Source organism: Granulicella mallensis, from assembly GCF_014203225.1.
Classification (GTDB): Bacteria; Acidobacteriota; Terriglobia; order Terriglobales; family Acidobacteriaceae; genus Granulicella; species Granulicella mallensis_A.
Genome location: NZ_JACHIO010000012.1, coordinates 48,916 through 74,619 on the forward strand (window position 1 = coordinate 48,916; position 25,704 = coordinate 74,619).

Annotated in this window: 24 protein-coding genes; 19 read left to right on the forward strand and 5 right to left on the reverse strand. The window is 60.0% G+C overall.

Translation table 11 applies throughout. The features are described from left to right. Positions 1 to 2 precede the first annotated feature (2 nt). Both HDF15_RS14550 and HDF15_RS14555 read left to right on the forward strand, forming a co-directional pair. Positions 3 to 1,856, forward strand: coding sequence for a hypothetical protein (locus tag HDF15_RS14550; protein ID WP_184256746.1), 1,854 nt, complete (start codon positions 3 to 5; stop codon positions 1,854 to 1,856). A gap of 36 nt (positions 1,857 to 1,892) precedes the next feature. Then, positions 1,893 to 2,489, forward strand: a complete 597-nt coding sequence (locus HDF15_RS14555; RefSeq protein ID WP_184256748.1) for an outer membrane beta-barrel protein — start codon at positions 1,893 to 1,895, stop codon at positions 2,487 to 2,489. 369 nt (positions 2,490 to 2,858) lie between these two features. On the opposite strand, the gene HDF15_RS14560 is transcribed toward HDF15_RS14555, so the two are convergent. The 3 genes from HDF15_RS14560 to HDF15_RS14570 form a co-directional block, all read right to left on the reverse strand. Beyond that, positions 2,859 to 3,485 carry an outer membrane beta-barrel protein gene (locus tag HDF15_RS14560; protein ID WP_184256750.1) on the reverse strand — a complete coding sequence of 209 codons (627 nt, stop codon included), beginning with the start codon at positions 3,483 to 3,485 and terminating at the stop codon, positions 2,859 to 2,861. A gap of 243 nt (positions 3,486 to 3,728) precedes the next feature. After that, positions 3,729 to 4,157, reverse strand: coding sequence for a Spy/CpxP family protein refolding chaperone (locus HDF15_RS14565; protein ID WP_184256752.1), 429 nt, complete (start codon positions 4,155 to 4,157; stop codon positions 3,729 to 3,731). Between the two features lie 514 nt (positions 4,158 to 4,671). After that, positions 4,672 to 5,592 (reverse strand): LysR family transcriptional regulator, encoded by a 921-nt coding sequence (locus HDF15_RS14570; RefSeq protein WP_184256754.1) that lies wholly within the window; start codon positions 5,590 to 5,592, stop codon positions 4,672 to 4,674. Between the two features lie 202 nt (positions 5,593 to 5,794). Between HDF15_RS14570 and HDF15_RS14575 the strand changes: the two genes are divergently transcribed. The 17 genes from HDF15_RS14575 to HDF15_RS14655 all read left to right on the forward strand — a co-directional run bounded on the left by HDF15_RS14575 (position 5,795) and on the right by HDF15_RS14655 (position 21,845). Then, complete coding sequence (locus tag HDF15_RS14575) at positions 5,795 to 6,979, forward strand: 2-isopropylmalate synthase (RefSeq protein WP_184256756.1); 1,185 nt, start codon at positions 5,795 to 5,797, stop codon at positions 6,977 to 6,979. 103 nt (positions 6,980 to 7,082) lie between these two features. Continuing rightward, entirely contained in the window at positions 7,083 to 8,201 is a 1,119-nt protein-coding gene (gene leuB / locus HDF15_RS14580) for a 3-isopropylmalate dehydrogenase (protein ID WP_184256758.1), read from the forward strand. Positions 8,202 to 8,277: 76 nt separating this feature from the next. Further along, a complete protein-coding gene (locus tag HDF15_RS14585; protein ID WP_184256760.1) occupies positions 8,278 to 9,018 on the forward strand; it encodes a hypothetical protein in 741 nt (246 codons plus the stop codon). Between the two features lie 2 nt (positions 9,019 to 9,020). Further along, positions 9,021 to 10,481, forward strand: a complete 1,461-nt coding sequence (leuC, locus tag HDF15_RS14590; protein ID WP_184256762.1) for a 3-isopropylmalate dehydratase large subunit — start codon at positions 9,021 to 9,023, stop codon at positions 10,479 to 10,481. 94 nt (positions 10,482 to 10,575) lie between these two features. Beyond that, on the forward strand, positions 10,576 to 11,214 hold the full coding sequence (gene leuD, locus HDF15_RS14595; protein ID WP_184257021.1) for a 3-isopropylmalate dehydratase small subunit: 639 nt from the start codon (positions 10,576 to 10,578) through the stop codon (positions 11,212 to 11,214). Positions 11,215 to 11,328: 114 nt separating this feature from the next. Further along, positions 11,329 to 13,047 (forward strand): dihydroxy-acid dehydratase, encoded by a 1,719-nt coding sequence (ilvD, locus tag HDF15_RS14600; protein ID WP_184256764.1) that lies wholly within the window; start codon positions 11,329 to 11,331, stop codon positions 13,045 to 13,047. Positions 13,048 to 13,230: 183 nt separating this feature from the next. Next, positions 13,231 to 13,572 carry a hypothetical protein gene (locus HDF15_RS14605; protein WP_184256766.1) on the forward strand — a complete coding sequence of 114 codons (342 nt, stop codon included), beginning with the start codon at positions 13,231 to 13,233 and terminating at the stop codon, positions 13,570 to 13,572. A 45-nt stretch (positions 13,573 to 13,617) separates the two neighbouring features. Next, complete coding sequence (ilvB, locus tag HDF15_RS14610; RefSeq protein ID WP_184256768.1) at positions 13,618 to 15,375, forward strand: biosynthetic-type acetolactate synthase large subunit; 1,758 nt, start codon at positions 13,618 to 13,620, stop codon at positions 15,373 to 15,375. Beyond that, positions 15,375 to 15,941, forward strand: a complete 567-nt coding sequence (locus tag HDF15_RS14615) for a hypothetical protein (protein ID WP_184256770.1) — start codon at positions 15,375 to 15,377, stop codon at positions 15,939 to 15,941. The genes ilvB and HDF15_RS14615 overlap by 1 nt, the downstream gene beginning before the upstream one ends. Before the next feature lie 8 nt (positions 15,942 to 15,949). After that, the gene (locus tag HDF15_RS14620) at positions 15,950 to 16,540 is read left to right on the forward strand and encodes a hypothetical protein (protein ID WP_184256772.1); all 591 of its coding nucleotides are present in this window, start codon (positions 15,950 to 15,952) and stop codon (positions 16,538 to 16,540) included. A gap of 48 nt (positions 16,541 to 16,588) precedes the next feature. Continuing rightward, positions 16,589 to 17,212: an acetolactate synthase small subunit gene (gene ilvN, locus HDF15_RS14625; RefSeq protein ID WP_184256781.1), complete on the forward strand. Its 624-nt coding sequence runs from the start codon at positions 16,589 to 16,591 to the stop codon at positions 17,210 to 17,212. Between the two features lie 8 nt (positions 17,213 to 17,220). Next, positions 17,221 to 18,198 carry a hypothetical protein gene (locus HDF15_RS14630; protein WP_184256783.1) on the forward strand — a complete coding sequence of 326 codons (978 nt, stop codon included), beginning with the start codon at positions 17,221 to 17,223 and terminating at the stop codon, positions 18,196 to 18,198. Positions 18,199 to 18,232: 34 nt separating this feature from the next. Beyond that, a complete protein-coding gene (gene ilvC, locus HDF15_RS14635) occupies positions 18,233 to 19,258 on the forward strand; it encodes a ketol-acid reductoisomerase (protein ID WP_184256786.1) in 1,026 nt (341 codons plus the stop codon). A 169-nt stretch (positions 19,259 to 19,427) separates the two neighbouring features. After that, the gene (locus HDF15_RS14640; protein ID WP_184256788.1) at positions 19,428 to 19,949 is read left to right on the forward strand and encodes a hypothetical protein; all 522 of its coding nucleotides are present in this window, start codon (positions 19,428 to 19,430) and stop codon (positions 19,947 to 19,949) included. Positions 19,950 to 20,035: 86 nt separating this feature from the next. After that, positions 20,036 to 20,605 (forward strand): hypothetical protein, encoded by a 570-nt coding sequence (locus HDF15_RS14645; RefSeq protein ID WP_184256790.1) that lies wholly within the window; start codon positions 20,036 to 20,038, stop codon positions 20,603 to 20,605. 42 nt (positions 20,606 to 20,647) lie between these two features. Next, the gene (locus HDF15_RS14650; protein WP_184256792.1) at positions 20,648 to 21,580 is read left to right on the forward strand and encodes a hypothetical protein; all 933 of its coding nucleotides are present in this window, start codon (positions 20,648 to 20,650) and stop codon (positions 21,578 to 21,580) included. Between the two features lie 52 nt (positions 21,581 to 21,632). Then, entirely contained in the window at positions 21,633 to 21,845 is a 213-nt protein-coding gene (locus HDF15_RS14655) for a hypothetical protein (protein WP_184256794.1), read from the forward strand. Positions 21,846 to 21,966: 121 nt separating this feature from the next. On the opposite strand, the gene HDF15_RS14660 is transcribed toward HDF15_RS14655, so the two are convergent. Both HDF15_RS14660 and topA read right to left on the reverse strand, forming a co-directional pair. Next, positions 21,967 to 22,254 carry a DUF427 domain-containing protein gene (locus HDF15_RS14660; RefSeq protein ID WP_184256796.1) on the reverse strand — a complete coding sequence of 96 codons (288 nt, stop codon included), beginning with the start codon at positions 22,252 to 22,254 and terminating at the stop codon, positions 21,967 to 21,969. Between the two features lie 330 nt (positions 22,255 to 22,584). Continuing rightward, positions 22,585 to 25,536 (reverse strand): type I DNA topoisomerase, encoded by a 2,952-nt coding sequence (topA, locus tag HDF15_RS14665; protein WP_184256798.1) that lies wholly within the window; start codon positions 25,534 to 25,536, stop codon positions 22,585 to 22,587. Between the last annotated feature and the right edge of the window lie 168 nt (positions 25,537 to 25,704).

The following is a 25,704-nucleotide window of genomic DNA, read 5'->3' on the forward strand; positions in this document are numbered from 1 at the left end:
CAATGAATCTCCGGACGAAACTTACTGCCGCTGTGACCCTCACCTTTCTGGCTGCCTCGGCCCTGCCAGCTTCGGCTGGCGTCTTCGGAAAGAAGAAGACCGACCAGACGGTCACCCGCAAGCCGACCCCGGCCCAGAATGCCCTGATCGACAAGGCCATCCTCCGCGAAGCGGCCGTCATCAAGACTCTCAGGGAGCGTCAGCCCCTCGTGGAGACCTACATCCAGAACATGCGCCCCGATCCGGCCATGATTCAGGTACCCGAGATGGATGCGCACTATCTGACCCGCATCAACTTCGGCAGAGAGATCACCGAAGTCGGCTATGCTGACGGCAAGAAGGATTCAACCGGAAAGTTCAGTGGGATCAAACAGGCGCTCGGTGGCCTGGCCGGCCTGACCAAGAGCCTGCACCTCAGCTATGACGAGGGCGGCTTCGTTCGCATGGTCGTCATCGACACGAATGGACCGAACGGCGATGCCTTCGATCGCCAGCACTACAACTTCTATTTCGTCCGTAACGACTTTCTCGGAACGGTTCCCACCGTCGTATTCGACGTTGAGCCGATCAAGAGAAGCGCAGGCCGCTTCTTCGGACGCGTCTGGGTGGAGCGTAACGGCGGCAACATCGTCCGCTACAACGGCGATCTCGCCGGCGAAGATAAGGACCGCGCCGAGTTCTATCACTTCGACTCGTGGCGCACCAACGTCCAGGACGGTCTCTGGATGCCGACGGCTTCCTATATTGAAGAGTCCGACCCCAAGAGCCCGGCTCACGTCCTGAAGTTCAAGGCCGTCAGCCACATCTGGGGCTACTCGCTGAAGATCCCGAACAAGGACACCGATCAGACCAGTCTGGAAGTGGAAGGCGCGATCGACACCAGCCAACAGGCTCCCGACGTCAGCCCCCTGCAGGCACAGCGTGAGTGGGTCCAACAGGCTGAGGACAATGTCATCGACCGCCTCTACACTGCCGGCCTCGTCGATGCTCCTAGCGACTTCGACAAGACGCTCTCGGACCTGGCCAACAACATTCTTGCTTATAACCAGATCCCCACGGCACGTCCCCTCAAGGTTCGTATCCTGCTGACCACACCGCTGGAGTCGCTCTCCATCGGAAACACGATCCTGATCTCCAAGAGCCTGATCGACACCACGGCAATTCCAACGACCGATGGTGCCCAGCAGGGAGCCAACCTGAATGCCCTTTTGGCCTTCCAGGTAGCGCACATCCTGCTCGGCCACCGGGTAGACACCAAGTACGCCTTCAGTGACCGCCTGCTCTTCCCCAGTGAGAGAGCCTTCCAGCGTCTGCCGATGCACCACACCAACGCCGAAAACGTTGAGGCAGCCAAGAAGGCCATGGAGCTGTTGAACGCCAAGGATCTCGCCGACGGCCAGAAGTACTTCTCTCTCTATCTCCAGCAGCTCCAGGCCCGTGAAAAGGGTCTGCCGGAGCTCAACAAGCCGCAGATCGGCGATGGCTTGTTGAAGCCGGATGGCACCTTCTGGATGCAGGCTATCGTCTCCAAGGGCCCCAAGCTCGACAACAACGACCTGAAGCAGCAGGGTGCCATGCCTCTGGGCCAGTACCTCCGGTACGATGCCTGGACCGATCAGGTCATCCAGATGCATACCACCTACGAGCCCTTGCTGAGCTCGCGTGACAAGATCCCCTTTGAGATCACCCCGGTCTACCAGCGGCTCGCCTACTGGCAGCCCACAGCAGCTCCAGTGGCCGCCCCGGCAGCCGCTCCGGCCCCAGCAGCAGACAATGCCCCGGTAGACAATGCTCCGGCAGTACAGCCCACTCAACCGCAGCCCACTACCGGCACGTCCACCCCACCGCAGAACTAGACCGCTCCTTTGTAGCGGTATGGATGGAGCTCATCGTTGAAGAAACTTGTTCTTACGCTCGCACTTCTAACCGCAGGTACCTCACTTGCAGCCGGTCAGGCCAGACCGGCTGCAAGTCGCCTTGGCGACTTGCAGGTCGGCGCCACCTACTCCGTTGCCAACCCGGATTTCGGGGTCACCTACATCCGCGGATTTGGCGTCTATAGCGACTTCGACTTCCTCAGACACATAGGTGTGGAGGTCGATTTTCGACAGCTCAATGATCCGGACGATGCTCAACCCAATCGATTTTTCCAGCGCAGTTATGAAGCCGGTGGCCGATACTTCTGGCGCTTCGGACGTCTCAAGCCTTATGGCAAAGCGCTCTATGGACGCGGGCAGTTTTCTTCACCTCCAGCTCTTATCCAAAATCAATTGGAGGTCGGCGAGCCTGCCTATCCCGAGATAGCCACAAACATGATTGATCTTGGAGTTGGCGCTGATTTTGCCGTGCAATCCCATATCAATATCCGAGTCGAAGGGGAGTACCAGAAATGGTTCTCCTCTCATTACCCGCTTGACCATGGTCTTTCGCCAACCATGATCAACTTTGGCGTTGCCTACCACTTCCCTCCTGGCAAACCTCGTCGCTAAATTTCAATTCAATGCAAACAGCAAAGCCCCGGAGATCCGGGGCTTTGCTGTTTGTCTTTCTTCTCCAGGGCGTGTCATCTAACTATTCTTGTCGTGGAGTCGAAGGGTGCAAACGGTTTGTTGAGGCAAGACCTGGAAGGGCACGGTTTCACCGGGTCTTGTCTCAGGAAGCTATTTGCATGGTTCAATCTCCATCTCAAATAGCAGTTTGATAACAGACCCTAAAGTAGCTGTTGGGTCTTGCTGAGAGAGTTCAAGAGCAAGGGAAAAGGTTTGCTTCTCCCAGACTTTGCCCTCAAAATATCCCCTCCACAAACAACCAGAGGCCCGGCGATTGCCGGGCCTCTGGTTGTGCTTTATGAACTGACGTTAGAAGTGGTAAGCAACACCGATCGCCGGCATCGAGAGCACTTCGTAGCGATTGGTCTTGAAGATGCCGCCACCAGCGCCAAAGTCAGGCGCTTTGAGGAGGAAGCCGCGATACTCTGCCCGGATGTCGAAGCTGGGGCTGATCTCGTAGGCCAAACCACCACCAAAGAGAGCTCCGATATTCGTGTTCCGCTTAAGGCTCAGCACCTGGGTGCCGAAATCCTGAATCGGCGAGAAGAGGATGCCACCGACACCGACCTCGAGAAACGGATTGTACCTTTTGTAATTGCGTGAGTAGACGTAGGCTCCGGAGATCTCCTGCTGCCTGGCGTGAACGTAAATCGGCACATTCTGTGTGCCGATATTGAAACTAGGATTGCCGTATCTATGCGAGTTTTGCAGGAAGGAATAGTTCAACTCCAAAGCACTGCGCGGCGTCACCGAGTAACGGTAACTTCCGAGGAAGCCAAGAGCACTCGTTCCATGCTCTGTCACACCGCCGGGGCCGTGTACTTCAGAGTCAAATACTCCGTAGGCGCTCGCACTCACGTCTTGCCGGCTTTCCTGGGCGTACCCCACGGCGGCGGTGCATACCAGCAGAGCGCCGAGCAACATCATCTTCTTCATGCTTGCAGAAATCCCTTCGCAATCGCTCCCCAGGCCCTTCGCTACTCCAATATCTTCGGAGAGCTCATAACCGAACCCGCGGCGCGCTAATGACTAATTGTACCCGCTGACTGTGCTGCTGCGCCGTCCATCCTCAGCGTTTCTCGAAAGGAATCCGTCACCACACCCCTTTGCCGCGTAAAACGGGAGGGCCTCCGCAGAGGACCTCCCGTGTGCTACAGCCTGTTTCATCGAACGCTATTCCTACATCGAGGGCGCGGATGCAGGAGCGGGAGCATTGCCATCCCCGCCATTCTGGCGGCCACGCATGCGCTCCTGCTGCATGGCATCGTACTTTGCCTTCTGCTCGTCGGTCAGAACGGCATGGACCTTCGTGTCTTCGTCCTTGCGCAGCTCCATCATCTTCGAGCGGCGTTCATCCTGGGGCACGGACGTATCGTTCCGCAGAGCCTCACCCTTGGCCTGCTCATCGGTGAAGATCGTCTTCAGCTGCGTGGTCTGATCGGCGGTGAGACCTAACGCCTTCTGCAGACGATCCGCGCGGCGCTCCGGATTCATGCCGCCACGGTGTTCGCCCTGGCCCTGCCCCTGTTGCGGCGGCGTATCCTGCTGCGCCATCGCTGGAAGTACGGTCAGCATCGCTCCGCACAGCAGCACGGCTGCCGTGCGCATTCTGTTCTTTTCCATTGCCTTCGGCATCATGACTAAACTCACTTTCATCTCGCAACAGTATGCTGCGTTCCGTGCAGCCGAAGCCCCAGCGAACGGTCTTGATTCATTGGAATGGCAACACGCACAGCTACCGATTAAAGACGTGCCGCAGGGAGAAAGGTTCCCCGTTCCGGAACTATCTTTTCGAGGTTTGCCAGCGTAGGGACAGGCATCGTTCATCGTCTTCATCACGCACGTAGCGCGAAGCGCGTTCCCTGACGCTTTAGCGTCAGGGAGACGGAGGGAGCCGTAGCCTTTAGGCTACGGAAATAGAGGCTTAACTAAGATGTGGCCTTTAGGCCCGGGCCTTCTTTCGGCTGCGAACAAAAGGCCCGGGGCTAAAGCCCAATTCTTGCCTGTTCTTTATTCCGTAGCCTAAAGGCTACGGCTCCCCCTGCCCCGCGACGCTAAAGCGTCACGGTTTGCGCTTCGCGCTGTGTTAAGCCTCATGCTGACAATAAAACGGCTTCCCCTCTTACGCCCGCTCTGCAATAAAACAAAACGGATCGCCATGGGCCTCCGCATGCTTTTCAACCACCTGCAGAAACGCTCGTGCGGCATGACTCAGAGCCGCCTGTCGCCGATACACCAGCCGCAGCTTGCGCTCCACCTGCAACTCGGGTACAGCTACCGCCACCAGGGCACCCGTCTCCAGCTCCCCCTCAACGGTCAGCTTCGGAACCAGGGCCACGCCATTGCCACTCTGCACAAACCGTTTGATCGCCTCCAGCGACGGCAGTTCGACCTCCATCTGCAGAGGTGTCTTGTGCCTCTTGAAGGCGACAATAACCTTCTGGCGCAGCGGTGACGGCACATTGTGCGCCACAAAGACCTCCCGCCCCAGCCGCTGGATCGAAGCCTTGCCATCCTTCGCCAGCGCATGGCCAGGATTCACGATGCAGACCAGTTCGTCGCGGTACACCACCATCGACCGCACCTGCGGATCGTCCGGCCGGAAGCTGACGACCCCCAGCTCCACCGAGTGCTGCAGGATCTCGTCAGCGATGCGGCTAGCCAATGTTCGCTGCACCGCCACCTTTACCCGCGGATGCTCGCGCCGGAAGGCGTCCAGCAGCGGCAGTAAGTAAAGGCAGGTGTACTCGTTGGCTGCCAGGTTCAGACGTCCCGTATGTAGAGAACGCAGATCGACCAGGGCCGAGGCGGCATCGGCCCTTAGATTCAACATTTTCTCGGCATATTCACGAAGCACTTCGCCCGCATCGGTCAGCGTGCCGTCGCGTGAAGAACGCTCCAATAAGGTCTCGCCAAGCTCTGCTTCGAGCTTCGCAATGACCTGGCTGACCGCAGGCTGGGTTCGATGCAGCCGCGCCGCTGCTCGCGAAAAGCTGCGCTCCTCGGCTACCGTCAGAAACGTCTCCAACTGAAATAAGTCCACGCGTTCCCGCCCTTCCCTGCGCTCTTAGCGCCTTCTTTTGGTGTTGCCGATGTGCATCCCGGCCTTTGCTTTTATCGGAGGCAAAGTAGTACCGTTTTCTCAGGCCAGCATTCCCCTATACCAGCATTAGAAATTCGCATACATCCCACCTGAGACATAAGTGTACGTTATGCTTTAGGTCGAGACGGAAAGGTTCTTCCCTATGGCGCACACCGATCAGATCGTCTTCTTCGACACCACCCTGCGTGACGGCGAGCAATCGCCCGGCTGTACCATGCACCACACCGAAAAGATCCGCATGGCGCATCAGCTCGCAAAGCTCGGTGTGGACATCATCGAAGCCGGCTTCGCCATCGCCTCGCACGGCGACTTCAACTCCGTGCACGCAATCGCGAAAGAGGTGCACGGCCCGCGCATCGCCTCCCTTGCCCGCTGCAAGCGCGAGGACATCGAAGCCGCCGCGCGCGCCGTCGAACCCGCCGCGAAGAACCGCATCCACGTCTTCCTCGCCAGCTCCGACCTGCATCTCGAGGCCAAGCTGAAGATCACTCGCGCCCAGGCCCTCGACCAGGCCGCTGAATCCGTCCGCCTCGCACGCAGCTTCGTCGACGACGTCGAGTTCTCGACCGAAGACGGGACCCGCTCCGACCTCGACTTCCTCGTGCAGATGGTCACCGTCGCGGTACAGGCTGGCGCCAGCACGATCAACATTCCCGACACCGTCGGCTACACCACCCCCGCCGAGTACACGCAGCTCTTCCGCACCGTGCGCGAGCGCGTAGCGGGCAGCGAGAACATCATCTTCTCCACCCACTGCCACGACGACCTCGGCATGGCTGTCGCCAACTCCCTGGCCGGCGTAGAAGGCGGAGCCCGGCAGATCGAGTGCACCATCAACGGCATCGGCGAACGCGCGGGCAACGCAGCACTCGAAGAGATCGCCGCGGCGCTCATCACGCGCCACGACCGCTACCCCTACACGAGCAACATCAAAATGACCGAGCTCTACCCAACCTCGAAGATGCTCGGTGAGATCATCAGCTTCCAGTGCTCGCCGAACAAGGCTGTCGTCGGCAAGAACGCCTTCGCGCACGAGTCGGGCATTCACCAGCATGGCGTGCTCGCCAACCCGCTCACCTACGAGATCATGACGCCCGCTTCGGTAGGCTTTACCGGACAGAACATCGTACTCGGCAAGCACTCCGGCCGCCGCGCCCTGGAGCACAGACTGGCCGAACTCGGCCACAAGCTCACTCGCGAAGAACTCGATACGGTCTACGAGCGCTTCACAGAACTAGCTGACCGCAAGAAGTCGATCTACGACCAGGACATCGTCGCCCTGCTCAACGCACACGATGTTGAACCGCTGGCAACCCCGGTCGCGTAGGGTCGTTGCTTTTGTTTTTCGTCGTCATCCTGAGTCCTGAGCGAAGTCGAATGGACGAAGGCCCCCCGCATTTTGAACCTGTACGAATGCTGAAGGATAGGTAATGAAGCTGAAGATCGCAGTTCTCGCCGGAGACGGCATTGGCCCCGAAGTCACCCGCGAAGCCACGCAAATTCTCAAAGCGGTAGCCGAGTTCGGCAACCACGAGTTCACGTTCACCGAAGCCCTCATCGGCGGCGTCGCCATCACCGCCAACGGCACGCCGCTGCCGCAGACCACCATCGACACCTGCCTCGAGAGCGACGCTGTCCTTCTCGGCGCGGTCGGCGATAACAAGTTCAACCACCTGACCCCGGACAAGCGTCCCGAGGCCGGCCTGTTGCAGATCCGGCAGGAGCTGGGCGGCTTCGCGAATCTGCGCCCCTCGGTGGCCTACCCCGCGCTCGCGGAGAACTCTCCGCTGCGTCCCGAAGTAACCAAGGACGCGGACATTCTCTTCGTCCGCGAGCTGCTCGGCGGCCTCTACTTCGGCCAGCCACGCTGGTGGAACAAAGAAGCGGGAGCCAACGGTGGCGGTGAAGCCATCAACACCATGCGCTACACCCGCGACGAGGTCGTCCGCGTAGCACGCGCCGCCTTCGAGCTCGCGCAGAAGCGCCGCAAGAAGCTCACCTCGGTCGACAAGGCCAACGTGCTGGAGTGTTCGCAGCTCTGGCGCGCCACCGTCGACTCACTCAAGGCTGACTATCCCGACGTCACCGTCGAGCACCAGCTCGTCGATTCGATGGCGATGCACCTGATGAACATCCCACGCAACTTCGATGTCGTACTCACCGAAAACCTCTTCGGCGACATCCTCTCGGACGAGTCCGGCGTGATCACCGGCTCGCTCGGCATGCTGCCCTCGGCGACCATCGGCGGTAAGGTCAACCTCTACGAGCCCGTACACGGCTCCGCTCCGGATATCGCCGGAACCGGCAAAGCCAACCCTCTCGGCGCGATCCTGACCGCTGCGATGGTGCTGCGCCACTCCGGTGGTCTCGAGCAGGAGGCCCAGGCTATCGAAGTCGCGGTCGCCAAGGTACTCGAAGCTGGCCATCGCACCGCTGATATCTCTCGCGGCAATACTGCGGCAAACGTTACGACGCAGCAGATGGGCAAGCTGGTACACCAGGCTCTGGCAGAATCCATCGACCGCCACCAGTCACTGCACGCCGTATAGCTCTTGCTTTTCTAGTTGTCATTCCCGCAGGGAATCTGCTTCGCCGGGCCACCACTGAAGTCAATTCCCACAAACCATGCGCAAACTTCTCCAACTCGCCGCTGTACTCCTCCTCACCGGAGCAGCGGCAACGCATGCGCAGATCACCAACCCCGACAACCTCGTCGCTCCCCCGCCCAAGCCACCTGCCCACCGCAGCCCCAACGCCACCGACGACCTGCAATGGCTCTGGCAGTTCGCCAAACCCAGCCCCAACGGCCGTGCCGACGATCTCCGCCTCGACGCGCGCTTCCAGGCCCTGCTGCAGCGCTTCTTCAAGCAGCCACAGGCAATGTGGGGCCCCCCGGAGACGCATCAGTCTCTCGCCACCGTCATCCCGCTCTTTCTCTCGCAGTACGGTACAGTCACGGCAGAACATAATCGCTATCTCAGCGTGGACGGTTGCGTGCCCAGGTTCTGCCCTGCCCATGGCCTGCTATGGATCGACCTCGGCACAGCACATCCGCTACTGGTCTTCGCCGCCGTCAACTGGACGACCGAAGGTCACTCCACCGATGAGGCCGCCGCAGACTATAGCCTGTGGCTCTTCCCCAACCGCACAATCGACGCCAACGCCCTTCCCCTCGAGCTCACCGAAAGCCTTGCGCATTGGGATGCACGCCTCGCCGAAGCGCACCGTCTCGTTCCTCACATCACGCACGCGCTCCTGGTCGAGCCGGATGGTTCGCCCTTCGCTCTCGACCCGCAACTCGCCGGAGCCAACACCCTCGCACCTCAACCTGACACCATCACGCCACACCCAGAAGACAAAGACTAGCCATGAGCACAGAGACAAACAATACGCCGCAAGTCGTCGCCCCCCGCACCCTGTTCGAGAAGGTATGGCAGCAGCACGTAGTCGCCGAGCCTGCCGGCGAGCCGACGATCCTCTACATCGACCTCCAGCTCGTACATGAGGTCACCTCACCGCAGGCCTTCGACGGCCTCCGCCTCGCGGGCCGCAAGCTGCGCCGCCCCGACCGCCACATCGCGACCGTAGATCACAACGTGCCCACGACCAGCGTGCAGGACCGTCTCGTCATCGCCGACCAGATCTCCAATGCGCAGGTCAACGCGCTGCGCAAGAACTGCGCTGAGTTCGGCATTGAGTTCTTCGACGTGCAGGCAGCTGAGCAAGGCATCGTGCACATGATCGGGCCCGAGCTTGGAGCGACCAAGCCCGGCATGACCATCGTCTGCGGCGACTCGCACACCAGCACCCACGGAGCGTTTGGAGCCCTGGCCTTCGGCATCGGCACCAGCGAGGTCGAGCACGTCATGGCCACGCAGACGCTGCCGCAGTCCAAGCCGAAGACCTTCCGCATCAACGTCGAGGGCGAGCTGCCCTACGGCGTCACCGCCAAGGACATCATCCTCGACATCATCGGCCGCATCGGCACCGATGGCGCAACGGGTTATGTCGTGGAGTACGCCGGCTCAGCCATTCGCGCGCTCTCGATGGAAGGCCGCATGACCATCTGCAACATGAGCATCGAAGCCGGCGCACGCGCAGGAATGATCGCTCCTGACGAAACGACCTTCAACTACCTCAAGGGCCGCCGCTTCGTCCCCAAGGGTGAAGCGTGGGATCTGGCGGTGCAGAACTGGGCCTCGCTGGTCAGCGATGAAGGCGCAACGTTCGATCGCGAGCTCCACATCGACGCCACCAAGCTCGCGCCCAGTGTCACCTGGGGCACCTCGCCCGGCATGGTCACCACCATCGACAGCACGGTTCCCTCCATCGACGACGCTCCCAGCGAAGCCGACAAGAAGTCCTTCTCGCGCGCCCTCGAGTACATGGACCTGAAGCCCGGCACGAAGATCGAAGACATCAACGTCGACGCGGTCTTCCTCGGCTCCTGCACCAACGCGCGCATTGAAGACCTTCGCGCCGCGGCCAAGATCGTCGACGGCTATCACGTCGCGACCACAGTCCGCGCCATGGTTGTCCCCGGCTCGCAGTCGGTCAAACACCAGGCTGAAGAAGAAGGCCTCGACCTGGTCTTCAAGAGCGCAGGCTTCGAGTGGCGCGAGCCCGGCTGCTCCATGTGCCTCGGCATGAACCCCGACATCCTGCAGCCCGGCGAACGCTGCGCCAGCACCAGCAACCGCAACTTTGAAGGCCGCCAGGGGCGCGGGGGGCGCACGCACCTGCTCTCGCCCGCCATGGCCGCCGCCGCCGCCATTACCGGACACCTCACGGATGTCCGCAACTGGAAGTTTCATAGCAAGGTTTCATAGCAGGGATTGATCGTTTTGCCTTGAAGGGGACGGGCTTCAGCCCGTCCGTTAGAACACTCGCAGAGAAGGGGCTTCAGCCCCTGAGGGAATGAACATGACACCGATCAACATCATCACCAGCATCGCCGCTCCGCTGCCCTTTCCGAACATCGACACGGACCAGATCATCCCGAAGCAGTTTCTCAAGCGCATCGAGCGCACCGGCTACGGCGACTTCCTGTTCTTCGACTGGCGCTACGACCTCGAGACACCGGACCACGTCTCCGAGCGCAAGGACTTCGTGCTGAACAAGCCGGAGTACAAAGGCGCCGAGATCCTCATCGCTGAAAAGAACTTCGGCTGCGGCAGCTCGCGCGAGCACGCCGCCTGGGCGATCAACCAGTACGGCTTTCGCGCTGTCATCGCGCCGAGCTTTGCCGACATCTTCTTTTCGAACGCAGGCAAGAACGGCATCATCCTCTGCCGCCTCACCGATGACGAAGTCGCAACTCTGTTGAAGCTCTGCACCGAGAACCCGCAGCACAAGCTCACGATTAACCTTGAAGCCCAGACCGTCACCGACGAACAGGGCTTCAGCGCCCACTTCGACATGGACCCATTCCGCAAGCACTGCCTGCTGAACGGCCTCGACGACATCGGCCTCACGCTGCTGCATGAGGACGAGCTCGACAGCTACGAAACAAAGCATAACGAAGAGTTCTGGGTAGCACCAAAGGCCCTGACCACTACCTAACCTCAACGGCCTTTGCTCTTGCCTTTGCTTTTCTAATTGTCATTCCGAGCGCAGTGAGGAACCTGCTTCCTCCCGTTTTTCGCTCGTACCACCACCGCAACCCACGGAGAGAAAATGTCCAGCACCGGCAAGAAGAACAGCATCGTCCTCACCGAAGGCCCCTCGCGCGCCGCAGCCCGCGCCATGCTCCGCGGCGTCGGCTTCAGCAAGGAAGACCTGCACAAGCCCATCATCGGCATCGCCAACACCTGGACCGAGATCGGCCCCTGTAACTACCACCTTCGCGACATCGCCGAAGCTGTCAAGCAGGGCGTCCGCGAAGCCGGCGGCACCCCCATGGAGTTCAATACCGTCACCATCTCCGACGGCATCACCATGGGTACCGAGGGCATGAAGGCCTCGCTCATCTCGCGCGACATGATCGCGGACTCCATCGAGCTCGTGGCCCGCGGCAACTCCTTCGACGGCCTGGTCTGCATCGCCGGCTGCGACAAGAACATGCCCGGCGCCGTGATGGCGCTCGCCCGCCTCGATATCCCTGGCCTCATGCTCTACGGCGGCTCCATCGCCCCCGGCCACCTGCACGTCGGTGCAGACGGCAAGACGCCCGACGCCTCCGGCAAGACCGAGATCGACATCACCATCCAGCAGGTCTTTGAAGCCATCGGCTCGCACGCTGCGGGAAAGATCAACGACGAGCAGCTTGAAGCCGTCGAAGCCTCGGCCTGCCCCGGCCCTGGCGCCTGCGGCGGCCAGTTCACGGCCAACACCATGGCGATGGCCGGCGAGTTCCTCGGCATCTCGCCCATTCAGATCACCGGCGTCCCCGCCATGTCCAAGGAGAAGCACGAGGCCTCGCGCGAAGCTGGCAGGATCGTGATGGACCTCGCCCGTGCCGGCCTCAAGCCCTCGCAGATCATCACCCACGAATCGCTGGAAGATGCCATCGCCGCCGTCTGCGCGTCGGGCGGCTCGACCAACGCCGTGCTGCACCTCATCGCCATCGCCAAGGAGCTCGACATCCCGCTCACGGTCGATGACTTCGACACCATCAGCGAGAAGACGCCGTTCATCTGCGATCTCCAGCCCGGCGGCAAGTACGTGGCAAAAGATTATCAAGACGCGGGTGGGTCAAGAGTCCTCGCCCAGCGCCTGATCGACAAAAAGCTCCTGCACGGCAACACGCCCACCGTCACCGGCAAGACGATTCGCGAAGAAGCCACCACCGCCAGCGAGACTCCCAACCAGGTCATCATCCGCGCCTGGGACAACGCGCTCAAGTCCACCGGCGGACTCGTCATCCTCAAGGGCAATCTCGCTCCTGAAGGCTGCGTCGTCAAGGTCGCCGGCCACGAGCGCATCCACCACACCGGCCCCGCACGCGTCTTCGACAGCGAAGACCTCTGCTTCGCCGCGATCAACGCAGGCAAGATCAATCCCAACGACGTGCTCGTGATCCGCTACGAAGGCCCGCGCGGCGGCCCCGGCATGCGCGAGATGCTCGCCGTTACCGCAGCCATCAAGGGCATCCCCGAACTCTCAGAGACCGTGGCCCTGCTCACCGACGGCCGCTTCAGCGGCGCAACGCGCGGCCTCATGGCCGGCCACGTCGCCCCCGAAGCCCAGCTCGGCGGCCCCATCGGCGCAGTACACGAAGGCGACACCATCACCTTCGACATCCCGGGCCGCAAGCTCACGCTCAACGTGCCGGACGCAGAGATCGCCGCCCGCCTCAAAAACTTCAAAGCTCCCGCACCCCGCTACAAGCGCGGCGTGTTTGCAAAGTATGCAAACTCCGTAAGCAGCGCGAGTGAAGGAGCTGTCACCACGTAGTCGTTGCACTTGCTTTTCTAGTTGTCATTCCCGAAGGGAATCTGCTTCTGTCGTCGCTGTTGCACTTGCTTTTCTGGTTGTCGTTCCGACCCTGAGCGCAGTCGAAGGGGAGCGAACCTGCTTCCTCCCGCTCTTTGCTAGCAGCAGTAAGAACACCATCGGGCCTTCGCCCTAGAGGTAAAAATGGCATTCATCGACAAGATGTTCGGCAAGCAGCAAGCACCTCCACCGGAGCACGCCATCTTCATCTACATCAACACCGTAGACCTGGACGAATCGATCTACAGAAGCTGCGACACAGTCACCCTCGACGGCCTTCTCACCAAAGCGCTCGGCGCGAATGGCATCGTAGAAGGCACAGAGACGCGCGCCACGGAAACCGTCCTGTTCCTCTACGGCACCGACTCCGAAAAGATGCTCTCGCTCATCGATCCGGTCCTCCACTCCTACCCGCTTTGTAAAGGCGCGAAGGTCGTCCTGAGGGCCGGCCCGACCGGCTCGCCGGAACGCACGATCACAGTCTAGTTACCGAGCAATATTCGACACCTAACCCGCAGCAAAGGAGCAACGATGGCTAACCAATCGCAGCAGCACCCCACCCTTACCGGAGCCGAGATTCTCTGGGCCACGCTCGCGGGTGAAGGCACGACGACCGTCTTCGGTTATCCCGGCGGCGCCATCCTGCCCATCTACGACGCTCTCCGCAAGTTCCCGACCATCCACCACGTCCTCGTCCGCCACGAGCAGGGCGCCGCACACATGGCCGATGGCTATGCCCGTGCCTCGGGACGTCCCGGTGTCTGCATGGCCACCTCAGGCCCCGGCGCAACCAACCTCGTGACCGGCCTGGCAACGGCGATGCTCGACAGCATCCCCATGGTCGCGATCACCGGCCAGGTCTCCAGCAAGGTCCTGGGCAGCGACGCCTTCCAGGAGGTCGACATCACCGGCATCACCCTGCCGATCACCAAACATAACTTCCTGGTTACGCGCGCGGAAGATATCGCTCCCGCCGTCCGCCTGGCCTTCCAGATCGCGACCTCCGGCCGCCCCGGCCCCGTGCTCGTCGACATCACCAAGGATGCGCAGCAGGCTACCGCAACCTTCTCGTTCGAAGCGGCAAAGCCGGAATCCTATCGCCCACACCCGATGCTCAGGGCTGACTCCTCCTCCATCCGTGAGGCCATCGAACTGATCAAGCAGTCGAAGAAGCCCGTCATCCTCGCGGGCCACGGCATCGTCGAGTCCGGCGCGGAGCGCGAGGTCATCGCGTTCGCCGAAGCACAGCAGATCCCCATCGCCTCAACGCTCCTCGGCCTTGGCGCCATCCCCGCCGCCCATCCTCTCTCGCTCGGCATGATGGGCATGCACGGCGAGTCGTGGGTGAACAACGCCATCCAGGAAGCCGATCTGCTGCTGGCCTTCGGCATGCGCTTCGACGACCGCGTGACCGGAAACCTCGCCAGCTATGCGCCTACCGCCAAGAAGATCCACATCGAGATCGACCCCTCCGAGATCAACAAGAACGTTCGCGTGGATGTGGCTCTGATTGGCGACCTCAAGGAAGTGTTGGAACTGCTGTTGCCGCTGCTGCCGAAGAACACCGACACAAGCTGGCTGCGCGAGATCAACGCCAGCAAGGGCAGCGCCGCCGTACGCGACATCATCAACCTGCCCGACAACGGCCACCTCTACGCCGCGCATGTCATCCACGACATCTGGCGCGAGGCCCAGGCCGCAGGCCGTCTCGAAAACACCATCATCGTCACCGACGTAGGCCAGCACCAGATGTGGGAGGCCCAGTACTTCAAGCACGAAGCTCCGCGCTCGCTCGTCACCTCCGGCGGCCTCGGAACGATGGGCTTCGCTCTGCCCGCAGCCATCGGCGCAAAAGCTGCCTGCCCCGACAAAGATGTCTGGGTCATCGCCGGCGACGGCGGCTTCCAGATGACCGCCGCAGAACTCTCCACCATCGTGCAGGAGGGCCTCGCGATCAACATCGCGGTCATCAACAATGGCTTCCTCGGCATGGTGCGCCAGTGGCAGGAGACCTTCTACGAGAAGAACTACTCGGCCTCCCCGATCCTCTCGCCGGACTTCGTCATGCTCGCCGCCGCGCACGGCATCGCAGCCGCAAACGTCAGCAAGCGGACCGATGTAACGCCGACGGTCACCAAGGCCCGCACCAGCGGCAAGGCCTTCCTCATCAACTTCCAGGTCGAGAAGGAAGACGGCGTCTACCCGATGATCGCCCCCGGCGCCGCGCTGCATGAGATGGTGCGCAGGCCTCAGCATGATCCTCTGCTTGAGACGGCGGAGGATAAGTAATGGGTCTTGCTGATTTTTTTCGTAAGCGCACACCAGATCCACTCAACCCCAAGGTTCTGGTGTGTTCGCTCGGCCCTGGCTTTGAGGCCCTCGTAATAGAAGACGAAGGAGCATACCGCCGGTATTTCCCGGGCACAAAGATCACGAACTTTGAAACTTCAGACGAACTTTTCTCCGAAATGGCTAACGGCTACGAGATCGTTCATCTCTACACCCATGTCACTCCAGATGGTTGCATCGGAACGAGCACTATCTCTGGCACGGAACTAATCAAAAACGCATCGGACGCAGGAACGAAGCTACTTTGGATAGCAAACGATAACAATCCTGACGGCTATATTAAAAATTTCAATCCTACTGGAAACAAGCTGAACCTCGTCATGACGATCCATCGTCTCGGCAATTATTTTCCAGACTTTCTGCGTGACCTGCTTGGAGAAATGAAGTCTGGCGCAAGCATGCCGGTCGCATGGAACAGAATCGCGCCACAGATACCAGGCAAGGATCAACCCGGTATTCCCGAAACCATTTTCTTTTGCGGTCTCGGACAAGCTCGTTTCATTTGAGGTCATAGATGCTTCCTACTTTCGCAGCTCTGGTCCAAGACAAACCCGGTATCCTCACACGCGTCGACGCACGCAGTCGTGAACTTTTGGGCTCATCGGTTTTTGTCGCGTTGGCTGCGGTAGCTCTTCTGTCCGGCTGCAAATCCACACCAGCCCCAGCCCCGGCACCCAAGCCCCAACAGGCACAAACACCTGCACGCCCGTCCGTCCCACCCCCTGCCTTCAAAGTCTTCCATCACGATGACAGCAACTTCACCCTCGTCACCAAAGACAACGCCTCCGACGAGGAGATCGAAAGCCTGATCTGGCAGCTTCGCGATGCCGCGCATGCTCGAACACTCGACAAGTTGAAGATCAGCCAGAAGCTGATCGACGCCCGCAAACCCATGGTCTGGTTTCACATCTACCGGGGCGCGAAATGCGCGAGCGAGAAGTACGCCGAAGGGCCGCCACCCTGCGGCGGCAGTTATCACGGGGCAGGCGATTACACCTACGGCGGCTTTACCAATCACGAACGAGACGCCGGGGCACTTCTCCACGACGAGAACCACGAAGTGCAACTGTGGGACCCCGACACTCCTTACATTGCGCCCTCATAACCGGCTTTTTCTACACTCTACCCTCTACTCTCTACACTCTGAGGTCCTATGCTCCACACCTTTGTAGCTCTCGTTCAAGACAAGCCCGGTGTTCTCACCCGCGTCGCCTCGCTCTTCCGCCGGCTCAGCATCAATATTGTCTCGCTGACGGTCGGTGAGTCCGAGCAGCCTGACACCTCACGCATGACCATCGTCTGCGAGGCCCACGAGCATGCGGCGCATCGTATCCGCGCCTCTCTCTACAAGCTCGAAACCACCGTCCACGTGGACGAGGTCAACCGCTCCGAGGCTGTCGTGCGCGAACTCTGCCTCATCAAGGTCGCCGCCGGTCCCGACTCTCCGCACGGCCTGCACTCGCGCTCGCAGGTCTTTGAGCTCGCACAGGTCTTCCGCGCGCGCGTCGTCGATCTCGCACCCGAGTCCATCATGCTGGAGATGACCGGCTCGGCCTCTAAGATCGAAGGCCTCATCCAGGTGCTACGCGAGAGCAACTACACCATCCTCGAGGTCTCCCGCACCGGCCGCATGGCCATGCGACGCGGCCACCACACCTCGCGCGTCCTGAAAGCTCTCGGAACCAAGGGCATTCCCAATACCACCGACACCTTCGACCCCGATGCCCTTCCCGAGGATGAGGTTCTGCCTACCGAGTTCGGAGAGCACGAGGCATAACGTCCTTCATGACCACTACGCAAGCAGATCCGTTGAACATGCGCTACCTCGTCGAGGGGCTTGCGCTTGGAGTTTCCTATGGGCTGCTCTTCCGGCTTCTTGCGCACTTTAGCTGGCCCGGCCCAAGCGTGGTGATGTCAATCGGATTTCTGTTCCTTGGGCCAATGGTGATGGGCATCCTTGCAGTACGCCGTGCCTCGGTTGCAACACCAGCACCGGTATGGATGTGGTTTGCGCTACCCATCGGCACGGTGTTCCTGGCCATGCTTGCTGCCATCTTGCTTTACCTGGAAGGCACCATCTGCGTGGTGTTTGCTTTCCCTATTGCATTGGTCGGCGCTATCCTCGGTGGCGTTATCGGCGGCCTTGCGAGCCGTTCACACTATCGCATCAACAGAGGAACAACCGCATGTATCGCGGTGATCCCCTTCTTGATCGCAAGTGCCGAACCAGGATTCACCGCTCCAACACACATCCGCACCGTGGCCAGCGAAATCCGCATCCACGCTTCGCCTGAAATCGTCTGGAACAACATTGAACGTGTACCAGCGATCTCTCCCTCCGAACTTCACACCACCTGGGCCCAACGTATCGGCTTCCCTCGGCCCGTGGAGGCGACACTCTCTTACCAAGGCATCGGCGGAGTTCGCCACGCAAGCTTCGAGCGTGGTCTCACGTTTATCGAAACCGTTACCGCATGGGAGCCTAAACATCGTCTCGCCTTCGGCATCAAAGCCGACACCGCTCATATTCCGCCAACAACACTTGATGAGCACGTCACTATCGGTGGCCGTTACTTCGATGTATTGGATGGCGAGTACCTCCTGGAGCCACTGCCTAACGGCGATGTGCTTCTCCACCTCACCAGCCACCAGCGGCTCTCCACCGACTTTAATGGCTACGCGGGCCTCTGGTCCGATGCCGTGATGCAAAATCTCCAGTCCAGCATTCTCGAAGTGATCCAACATCGCTGCGAGCACGCATAAACTCTTAACAACACCCAATCAGAAAGAAGACACCATGGCAAAGACCTACCACGACGCAGACGCAGACCTCTCCCTTATCCAGGCAAAGAAAGTCGCCATCATCGGCTACGGCTCGCAGGGCCATGCTCACGCCCTCAACCTGAAGGACTCCGGCGTCGATGTCCGCGTCGGTCTGCGTGCTGACTCGCCCAACGCCAAGAAGGCCAAGCTCGCCGGTCTCGAAGTCGGCACGGTCGCGGAAGTCTCCGCATGGGCCGATGTCATCATGAACCTCGTTCCCGACCAGACCGCCTCCAAGGTCTACCACGCGGAGATCGAGCCGAACATGAAGCCCAACGCGACCCTGATGTTCGCGCACGGCTTCAACATCCGCTTCCGCACCATCACGCCGCCCGCCGGCGTCGATGTCTCGCTCGTCGCTCCCAAGGCTCCCGGCCACCGCGTCCGTGAGGTCTTCACCGAAGGCGGCGGCGTCCCGGGCCTCGTCGCTGTCGAGCAGGATGCCAGCGGTAACGCGCTCGCACTAGCTCTCAGCTACGCCAAGGGCATTGGCTGCACCCGCGCCGGCGTACTCGAAACCACCTTCACCGAAGAGACCGAAACCGACCTCTTCGGCGAACAGGCTGTGCTCTGCGGCGGTACCGCGGCGCTGGTCAAGTGCGGCTTTGAAGTCCTGACCGAGGCGGGCTACCAGCCCGAGCTCGCCTACTTCGAAGTGCTGCACGAGCTCAAGCTCATCGTCGACCTGCTGTACCGTGGCGGCCTGGAGTACATGCGCCACAGCATCTCCGACACCGCCGAGTGGGGCGACTACGTTGCCGGCCCGCGCATCGTCACCGCCGACACCAAGAAGGCGATGGAAGGCCTGCTCGCCGACATCCGCTCCGGTGAGTTCGCGAAGAAGTTCATCGCGGAGAACGAGACCGGACGCCACGAGTTCGCCCGCATCCGCAAGCAGGAAGCCGCACATCCGATCGAAAAGGTCGGAGCCGAGCTCCGCAAGGCAATGCCCTTCCTCGACCCCGTCAAGGTCGAAGACGGCAACGTCGTCAAGGCATAAAGCACTCGTAAGCTCAGCCGTAAGAAAAGAACCAGGTTTCGCCACAACTTCCGTGGCGAAACCTGGTTCTTTTCTTTGTGCCCTTTGCGCCAAGCTTTTCGATACCCTGGGCAAAGATCAAACGTCACACGGCAAGACACCTGCCATTGATTCCTCTTTGAGGTTCCACGTGAAGACTCTTTTGCTCCTTTTCAGCCTTAGCCTTGCTTCCATAGCCCACGCGCAAACCACCTGGAAGGGCCTCAGCTTCGGCGAGAGCCGCGACAACGTCCGTGCCGCACTCGCCGCGCAGAACTTCGACGTCGAGACCAGCCAGGAAGGCTCGCTGCAATCGGTCAATGACTACCAACTGCTCCTGCCAGGCATGAAGAATGCCCTGCCTCTGCGTGCGGACTTCCGCTTCACTAGCGCCGGAGGCCTGATGGACGTCACGCTCTCACTCGACCTCGCCGCCATGAGGCAGAGCTTCCCCAATATCGCTGGGGAAAATGCGCTACTTGCCTTCGCCTCCGCCAGGCTCACGCGTGCGCTCACGGACAAGTACGCCGCGCCCATCAGTAGGCAGGCTGGCTGCGGTGCGGATGCCTGTACGATCAACTGGCGCGATCCCGGCCAGTCCGTCGAGCTGAACTGGCTGACCCATGCTCCGAAGCTCTTCATCCGCTATCAGATGCTCACCCCTGACCTGTAAATCGCCTGCCTAAGCTGACTACTTAACATCCGCGCTCCCTGCTAAAAAGTCTGTCGAACTCAGGAACTCGCTGCTATGCTGGCCGCATGCGCTATCTACTTGCCGTGCTTCTGCTAGCCGCAGCCACCATGCGCCCCTTAGCCGCACAAACTGCGGCTCCCACGCCAACTACAGACACGCTCTCCTCGCTCGACTTCCTTCTCGGCTCCTGGGCCGCAAAGACCGACGCCACCGCTGGTACGGCTGGAGCCAATGCCAGCGGAACCTACGCCTTTCGCCGCGATCTCGACGGTCACGTGCTCTCCCGAACCAGCTCCGCCGACTCCTGCAAAGGCCCGCAGAGCTTCGACTGCACCCACCATGATCAGCTCACCATCTTTGCCGACCCGCATGGCCTGGGCGCATCGCATAACACCTCGATCTTTGCTCTCTATCTCGACAGCGAAGGCCACGTCATCTACTACACCGTCTCCACACCCGATCCGCATACCGCTGTCTTTTTATCCCAGGGACCCTCGTCCGCACCAAAATTTCGTCTTACCTATCACCTTGAAGGCATCGGTCCCAAAGCTGTGATGAGCGGCAAATTCCAGATGGCTGCGCCTGGTAGCGATGACTTCCACTCGTATCTGGAGTGGTCGGGGACAAAGATGTAGATCTCTCCGGAACCTTTGCCTTACCCAAGTCGTACAGCCCTTATGCGCCCCCTGCAACTTACCCTCGCCACTGTGCTCGCTTGTTCCCTGGCGCCTCTGACCGCACAGCAATCCGCAGCCCCGGCCGAGCAGGGCCTAACGGCTGAAGCTATCATGGCTCGTGTCGCCGTCAATCAGGACCAATCAGAGACCCAGCGTGCTCACTACGTCTACGTGCAGCACGCTCACGTCACCTCGCGCAAGGGTAGGACCCTTATGTGCGAAGAGACCACCGACTCTCGGGTGACGCCTTCCGGCAAAGACTCCCAACAAGCGCTTCTCAAGCTCGACGGCCGACTGTTGGTTAAGCACAAATATGTGACCTACACCCAACTGCCTTCTCCAAAAGGAGAAGGCAAGCCGCCAGTGGATGCCGATCACGAAAGCCTCACGATCGACACTGGAGATGACACCACGGACCGCGACATCGTTGAAAATATGCGCTCCAACCTCATCGCTAACGACAAGTCGAAAGACGGCATCAGCAAGGGGCTTTTTCCGCTGACCTCAAAGAGCCAGCAGGACTACCAGTTCAAGTTGCTAGGTCGCGCGCCACGCAACGGCCACGATTGCTTCCACATCGAATTTCACCCCAAGGACAAGGACGATTTCGGCTGGAAAGGGGACGCGTACATCGATACCGTCTCCTACCAGCCGGTGCTCGTCCGTACAGTCATGGCACGCAATATTCCCTTCGCGGTGCGCACGCTGCTCGGAACCAGCGTGCCCGGCCTGGGCTTCACCATCCTCTATGCCCCACAACCGGACGGCGTCTGGTTCCCGGTCAGCTTTGGAACCGAGTTCAAGCTCCATGTTCTGTTCTTCTTCAGCCGAGAGATCGTCATCGATGCCCAGAACCGCGACTTCGAGAAGACCCACGTCAGCTCAAAGATCATCGGCGGTGGAGACCTCGTACAGGCACCGGAGAAGCCCTGATCCTAGGGCCGTTTCTATCCGCAGCCCTATAATTTGAAGGCGAGGGTGCGTCATGGCGAAACAAAGAGGTACTCCTGATCGTCGTGGTATGGGAGCACAGAGCGACTTCATCTCTGAACAGTTCGTACCCAGTGAACAATACAAAACACAACAGATGGCGATGGTTCAGAAGTTGATGGCAGCAGGCCTGAAGCCTGAGGAACTCGCTAAGATGTTTTTCGTTCCAGTGGCCTTACCCGTAGGAGAAAAGCCCAAAGATCTGTAACAGGGCATTCTGTCAGTTTTGCGACAGGCTCAAACACACCTCAAAACCATCTCCCAGACAAAGAAAATCGCTCCCTAAGGGGAGCGATTTTCACAACTTACACACAGGAAACTCACCCGTTTTACGTGGTGACAATCTCTACTCCACGCCAGAAGGCGACGTGGTGTTTTACGGTTTTGGCCGCTGGCTTCGGATCGGGATAGTACCAGGCCGCATCGGGGTTCTCCTGGCCATCTACGAGCACCGTGTAATAGCGTGCGCGACCCTTCCACGGGCAGTTCGAACTTGTCGAACTGGGCTTCAGAAAGGCACGATTTACAGTCTCTTCCGGAAAGTAAATGTTGCCTTCAACCGTTTCGATCTTCTCGCTCTCCGCGAGAGTTTGTCCGTTCCAAATTGCCTTAGCCATATCCGCCTTCCAATCGTATCAATCAGATGCAGCAGGCAGGCCCCGCCTGCATCGCTGCAAATAGGGAACTCCTGTGCCGCGGTCAAACCGCGTACCCTTTACGGTTATAGCATAAATATATTGGAAATGGAAGTATCGACCAAAACTCCTACGAAACTACATAGAATTCGACGTGTAGGAAGCCGAAGAAAGTCGTCCCTTCGAAGACAAGGTTTTGAAGAGATGAGACTTGAGTTTTGAAAGGGCGGGACTGAAGTCCCGCCCTTTCAAAACGCCATAGCCTTCAAACACCATGGCCTTCGAGTTGCAATTTCCAGCTTCCCTTGGCTATCAGGCCATCGCCTCGACCAGGATCTTCGTCTTCTCTGGATCGGGCTTCGTCAACTCCGCAGGAGCTTCCTTCGGTTTGGGCGGTCCAACCTTCTTCTCGAAGCTGCACTCCGGCGTCGTAGGAGCCTCTTCTTCCTTGGCTCCCTTGCGCGGTCTGCGCTTGGGCAATGCTTCCCGGTTGTTCGGGCAGATCAGGAACGTGCCCTCGCTGTTCGCGTACTCCACCAGGTAGGCCGAGTCGCACTTCGGGCAGGTTTCATTCACCAGCTTCTGGTTGCTGGTGAAGTCGCACTTCGGATACCGCGTGCAGCCATAGAAGATATCGCCGCGCTTGTTCTTGCGCACCGCCACTTCGCCCCCGCATTTGGGGCACGGCACATCGAGCAGTTCCTGCTTCACGTACTTGCACTTCGGGTAGCCCGAGCAGGCGACGAACTCGCCATACTGGCCGTCGCGCTGCAGCAGCGGCTTGCCGCACTTCGGGCAGGGCTCTTCCAGTACGACCGGCGGCTTCGACTGCACTTTCTGCGTAAGCTTGCGGATCGTCTTGCAGGGTGGGTCTTCGTTGTAGCCGGGGCAGGCCATGAACGGTCCCCAGGGTCCGTTGCGCAGCACCATCGTGCGTCCGCAGTTGTCGCAGAACTCATCTTCCTGCTCGCCGTCCGCCTCAGGAGAGTTCAGGTCGGGCTTGGCGGCGAAGTTCTCCTTCGTAAAGTCGCAGCTCTCCGGCTCCACTACCAGCTTTACGCTCTGCTTCTTGCCCAGCGCCGCGGCGCGCTGCAGCGACTCCATCAGGGCTGACTTGTCCGCAACCTCTTCGGAGAACTCAGCAACATCGTCGTTCATCGCCTTGACGCGCATCGGGAACTGGAATGTGTCGAGCACCTTCTTGACGGCAGCCTTGGGGTCCTTCTTGAACGGACCCTGCGCCACCGTAATGGGCTTGGCCTTGGTGAAGGCCGAGCAGGAGTAGAAGCTGCCGAACTTGCCCCACTTGAGCACCAGCGGACTGCCGCACTTGTCGCAGATCTCCTGCGTCTCCAGCTCCATCCGCTTGATGTCTTCCATCTGCGTCTCGGCGACCTTCAACTCCTTCTCGAAGTGGCCGTAGAAGCCCTTGAGCAGATCGGTCCACTTCTCCGAACCTTCTTCCACCGCATCCAGTTCGCCTTCGAGCTGCGCCGTATAACCAGTCTCGAAGATGTACGGGAAGTTCTTCACCAGCAGCTCGGTGACGACCATGCCGATCTCAGTCGGGACGAGCTTCTGCGCAAGCTTCTTGACGTAGTCGCGCTCCTGGATCGTGTTGATGATCGAAGCATAAGTCGAAGGCCGTCCAATGCCCTTCTCTTCCAGCGTCTTCACCAGGCTCGCTTCGTTGAAGCGCGGCGGTGGCTGCGTAAACTTCTGCTGCGGATCGAGCTTGATCTTCTCGAGGCTTTGACCGTCCTTCAACTCCGGCAGACGCCGCTCGGCGGAGCTCTCCTCCGAGGTCGCGTCCTTCGACGCCTCGGCGACGCTATCGCCATCGGCGCTGGCAGCCGCGGTCTTCTTCTCCTCCGCAATCGCAGCGGCAGAAGCCTTTGAGTCTCGTGCGGCGCGGGCCTTCTTCGCCTCTTCATCGAAGCGCAGGAAACCGTCGAACTTAAGAATGCTTCCCGTCGTGCGGAAGTCGTAGCTCACGTCTGCCTTGGCTTCGATGTCCACCGTCGTCTGATCGAAGATCGCGGGCGTCATCTGGCTGGTGACTGCACGCTCCCAGATCAGCTTGTAGAGGCGATACTGCTCATCCGAGAGATACTTGCGCACCTCATCCGGAACGAAGCTGATGCTCGTCGGACGGATGGCTTCGTGCGCATCCTGCGCGTCTTTTTTGCTCTTGTAGACGTTCTCCTTGGCAGGCAGATAGTTCGCGCCGAACTTCTTCTGCACCCAGTCGCGGATGTCCTTTACGGCATCCGGGCTGATGCGGGTGGAGTCGGTTCTCATGTAGGTGATGAGACCCACCGTGCCTTCCGAGCCAAGCTCGATACCCTCGTACAAACGCTGCGCCACGCCCATGGTGCGACGCACGTTGAAGCCCAGCCGGCCTGCGGCCTGCTGCTGCAACTGGCTGGTTGTAAACGGAGCGCGCGGGTTCTGCCGGCGTTCCTTCTTCTCGATCGACCGAACGCGCCACGTCGCCTTCTCGAGCTGCGACATCACCTCATCGACGGCTTCTTTATCGGGCAGCGCGTTGGAGAGAAACTGCTCCTTGCCTTCGGCATCCGTTCCGTTCGACACCCGAATCGGCAGGCCCTTCACGCCCACCATGCGTGCCGTGAACTCCTGTCCATTTTTCTGGGGAGCGAGCACGGCATCAATGTTCCAGTACTCCACCGGGTTGAACGCGTTGATCTCACGCTCACGCTCCACAATGAGCCGCAGCGCGACGGTCTGCACACGTCCTGCGCTCAGGCCGCGGCGGACCTTGTCCCATAGCAGCGGAGAGATCTGATAGCCCACCAGGCGATCAAGCACGCGCCGCGTCTGCTGCGCATCGACGAGATTCTCGTCTACCTCGCGGGTGTGCTCAAATGCCGCCTTCACGGCCTTCTTCGTGATCTCGTTAAAGGTCACACGCCGCATCTTGCTCTTGTCTTTGATCGACGGCAGCAGCTGAAATTTCAGATGCGCGGCAATGGCCTCGCCTTCGCGGTCAGGATCGGGCGCCAGAAACACGGCGTCGCTCTTGGCGGCCAGCTTCTTCAGGCGGTCGACAATCTTTTCCTTGCCGGGCGAGACGATGAGCGTCGGCTCAAAGGTCCGCAGCTTCAGCTCCACGCCAATGTCGTTCTTCGGCAGGTCCATGATGTGGCCGATCGAGGCCTCTACCACGTAGTCGCTGCCGAGATATTTTCCGATCGTCTTCGCCTTCGCCGGCGACTCTACGATCACTAGATTTTTTGCCATACTGCACACCTATTCAGAGACGACCGGCCGAAGCCCCGTCTCCGTTTCCAATTCCATTGCAAACTAACACGTATTGCCAAGGCAAAGTCAAACCGGCCAAAACGATGCTACCCCGGATCACTCATACGCAACCCTACACGCAGATGTTCTGTTGGACGTGTTAACGTA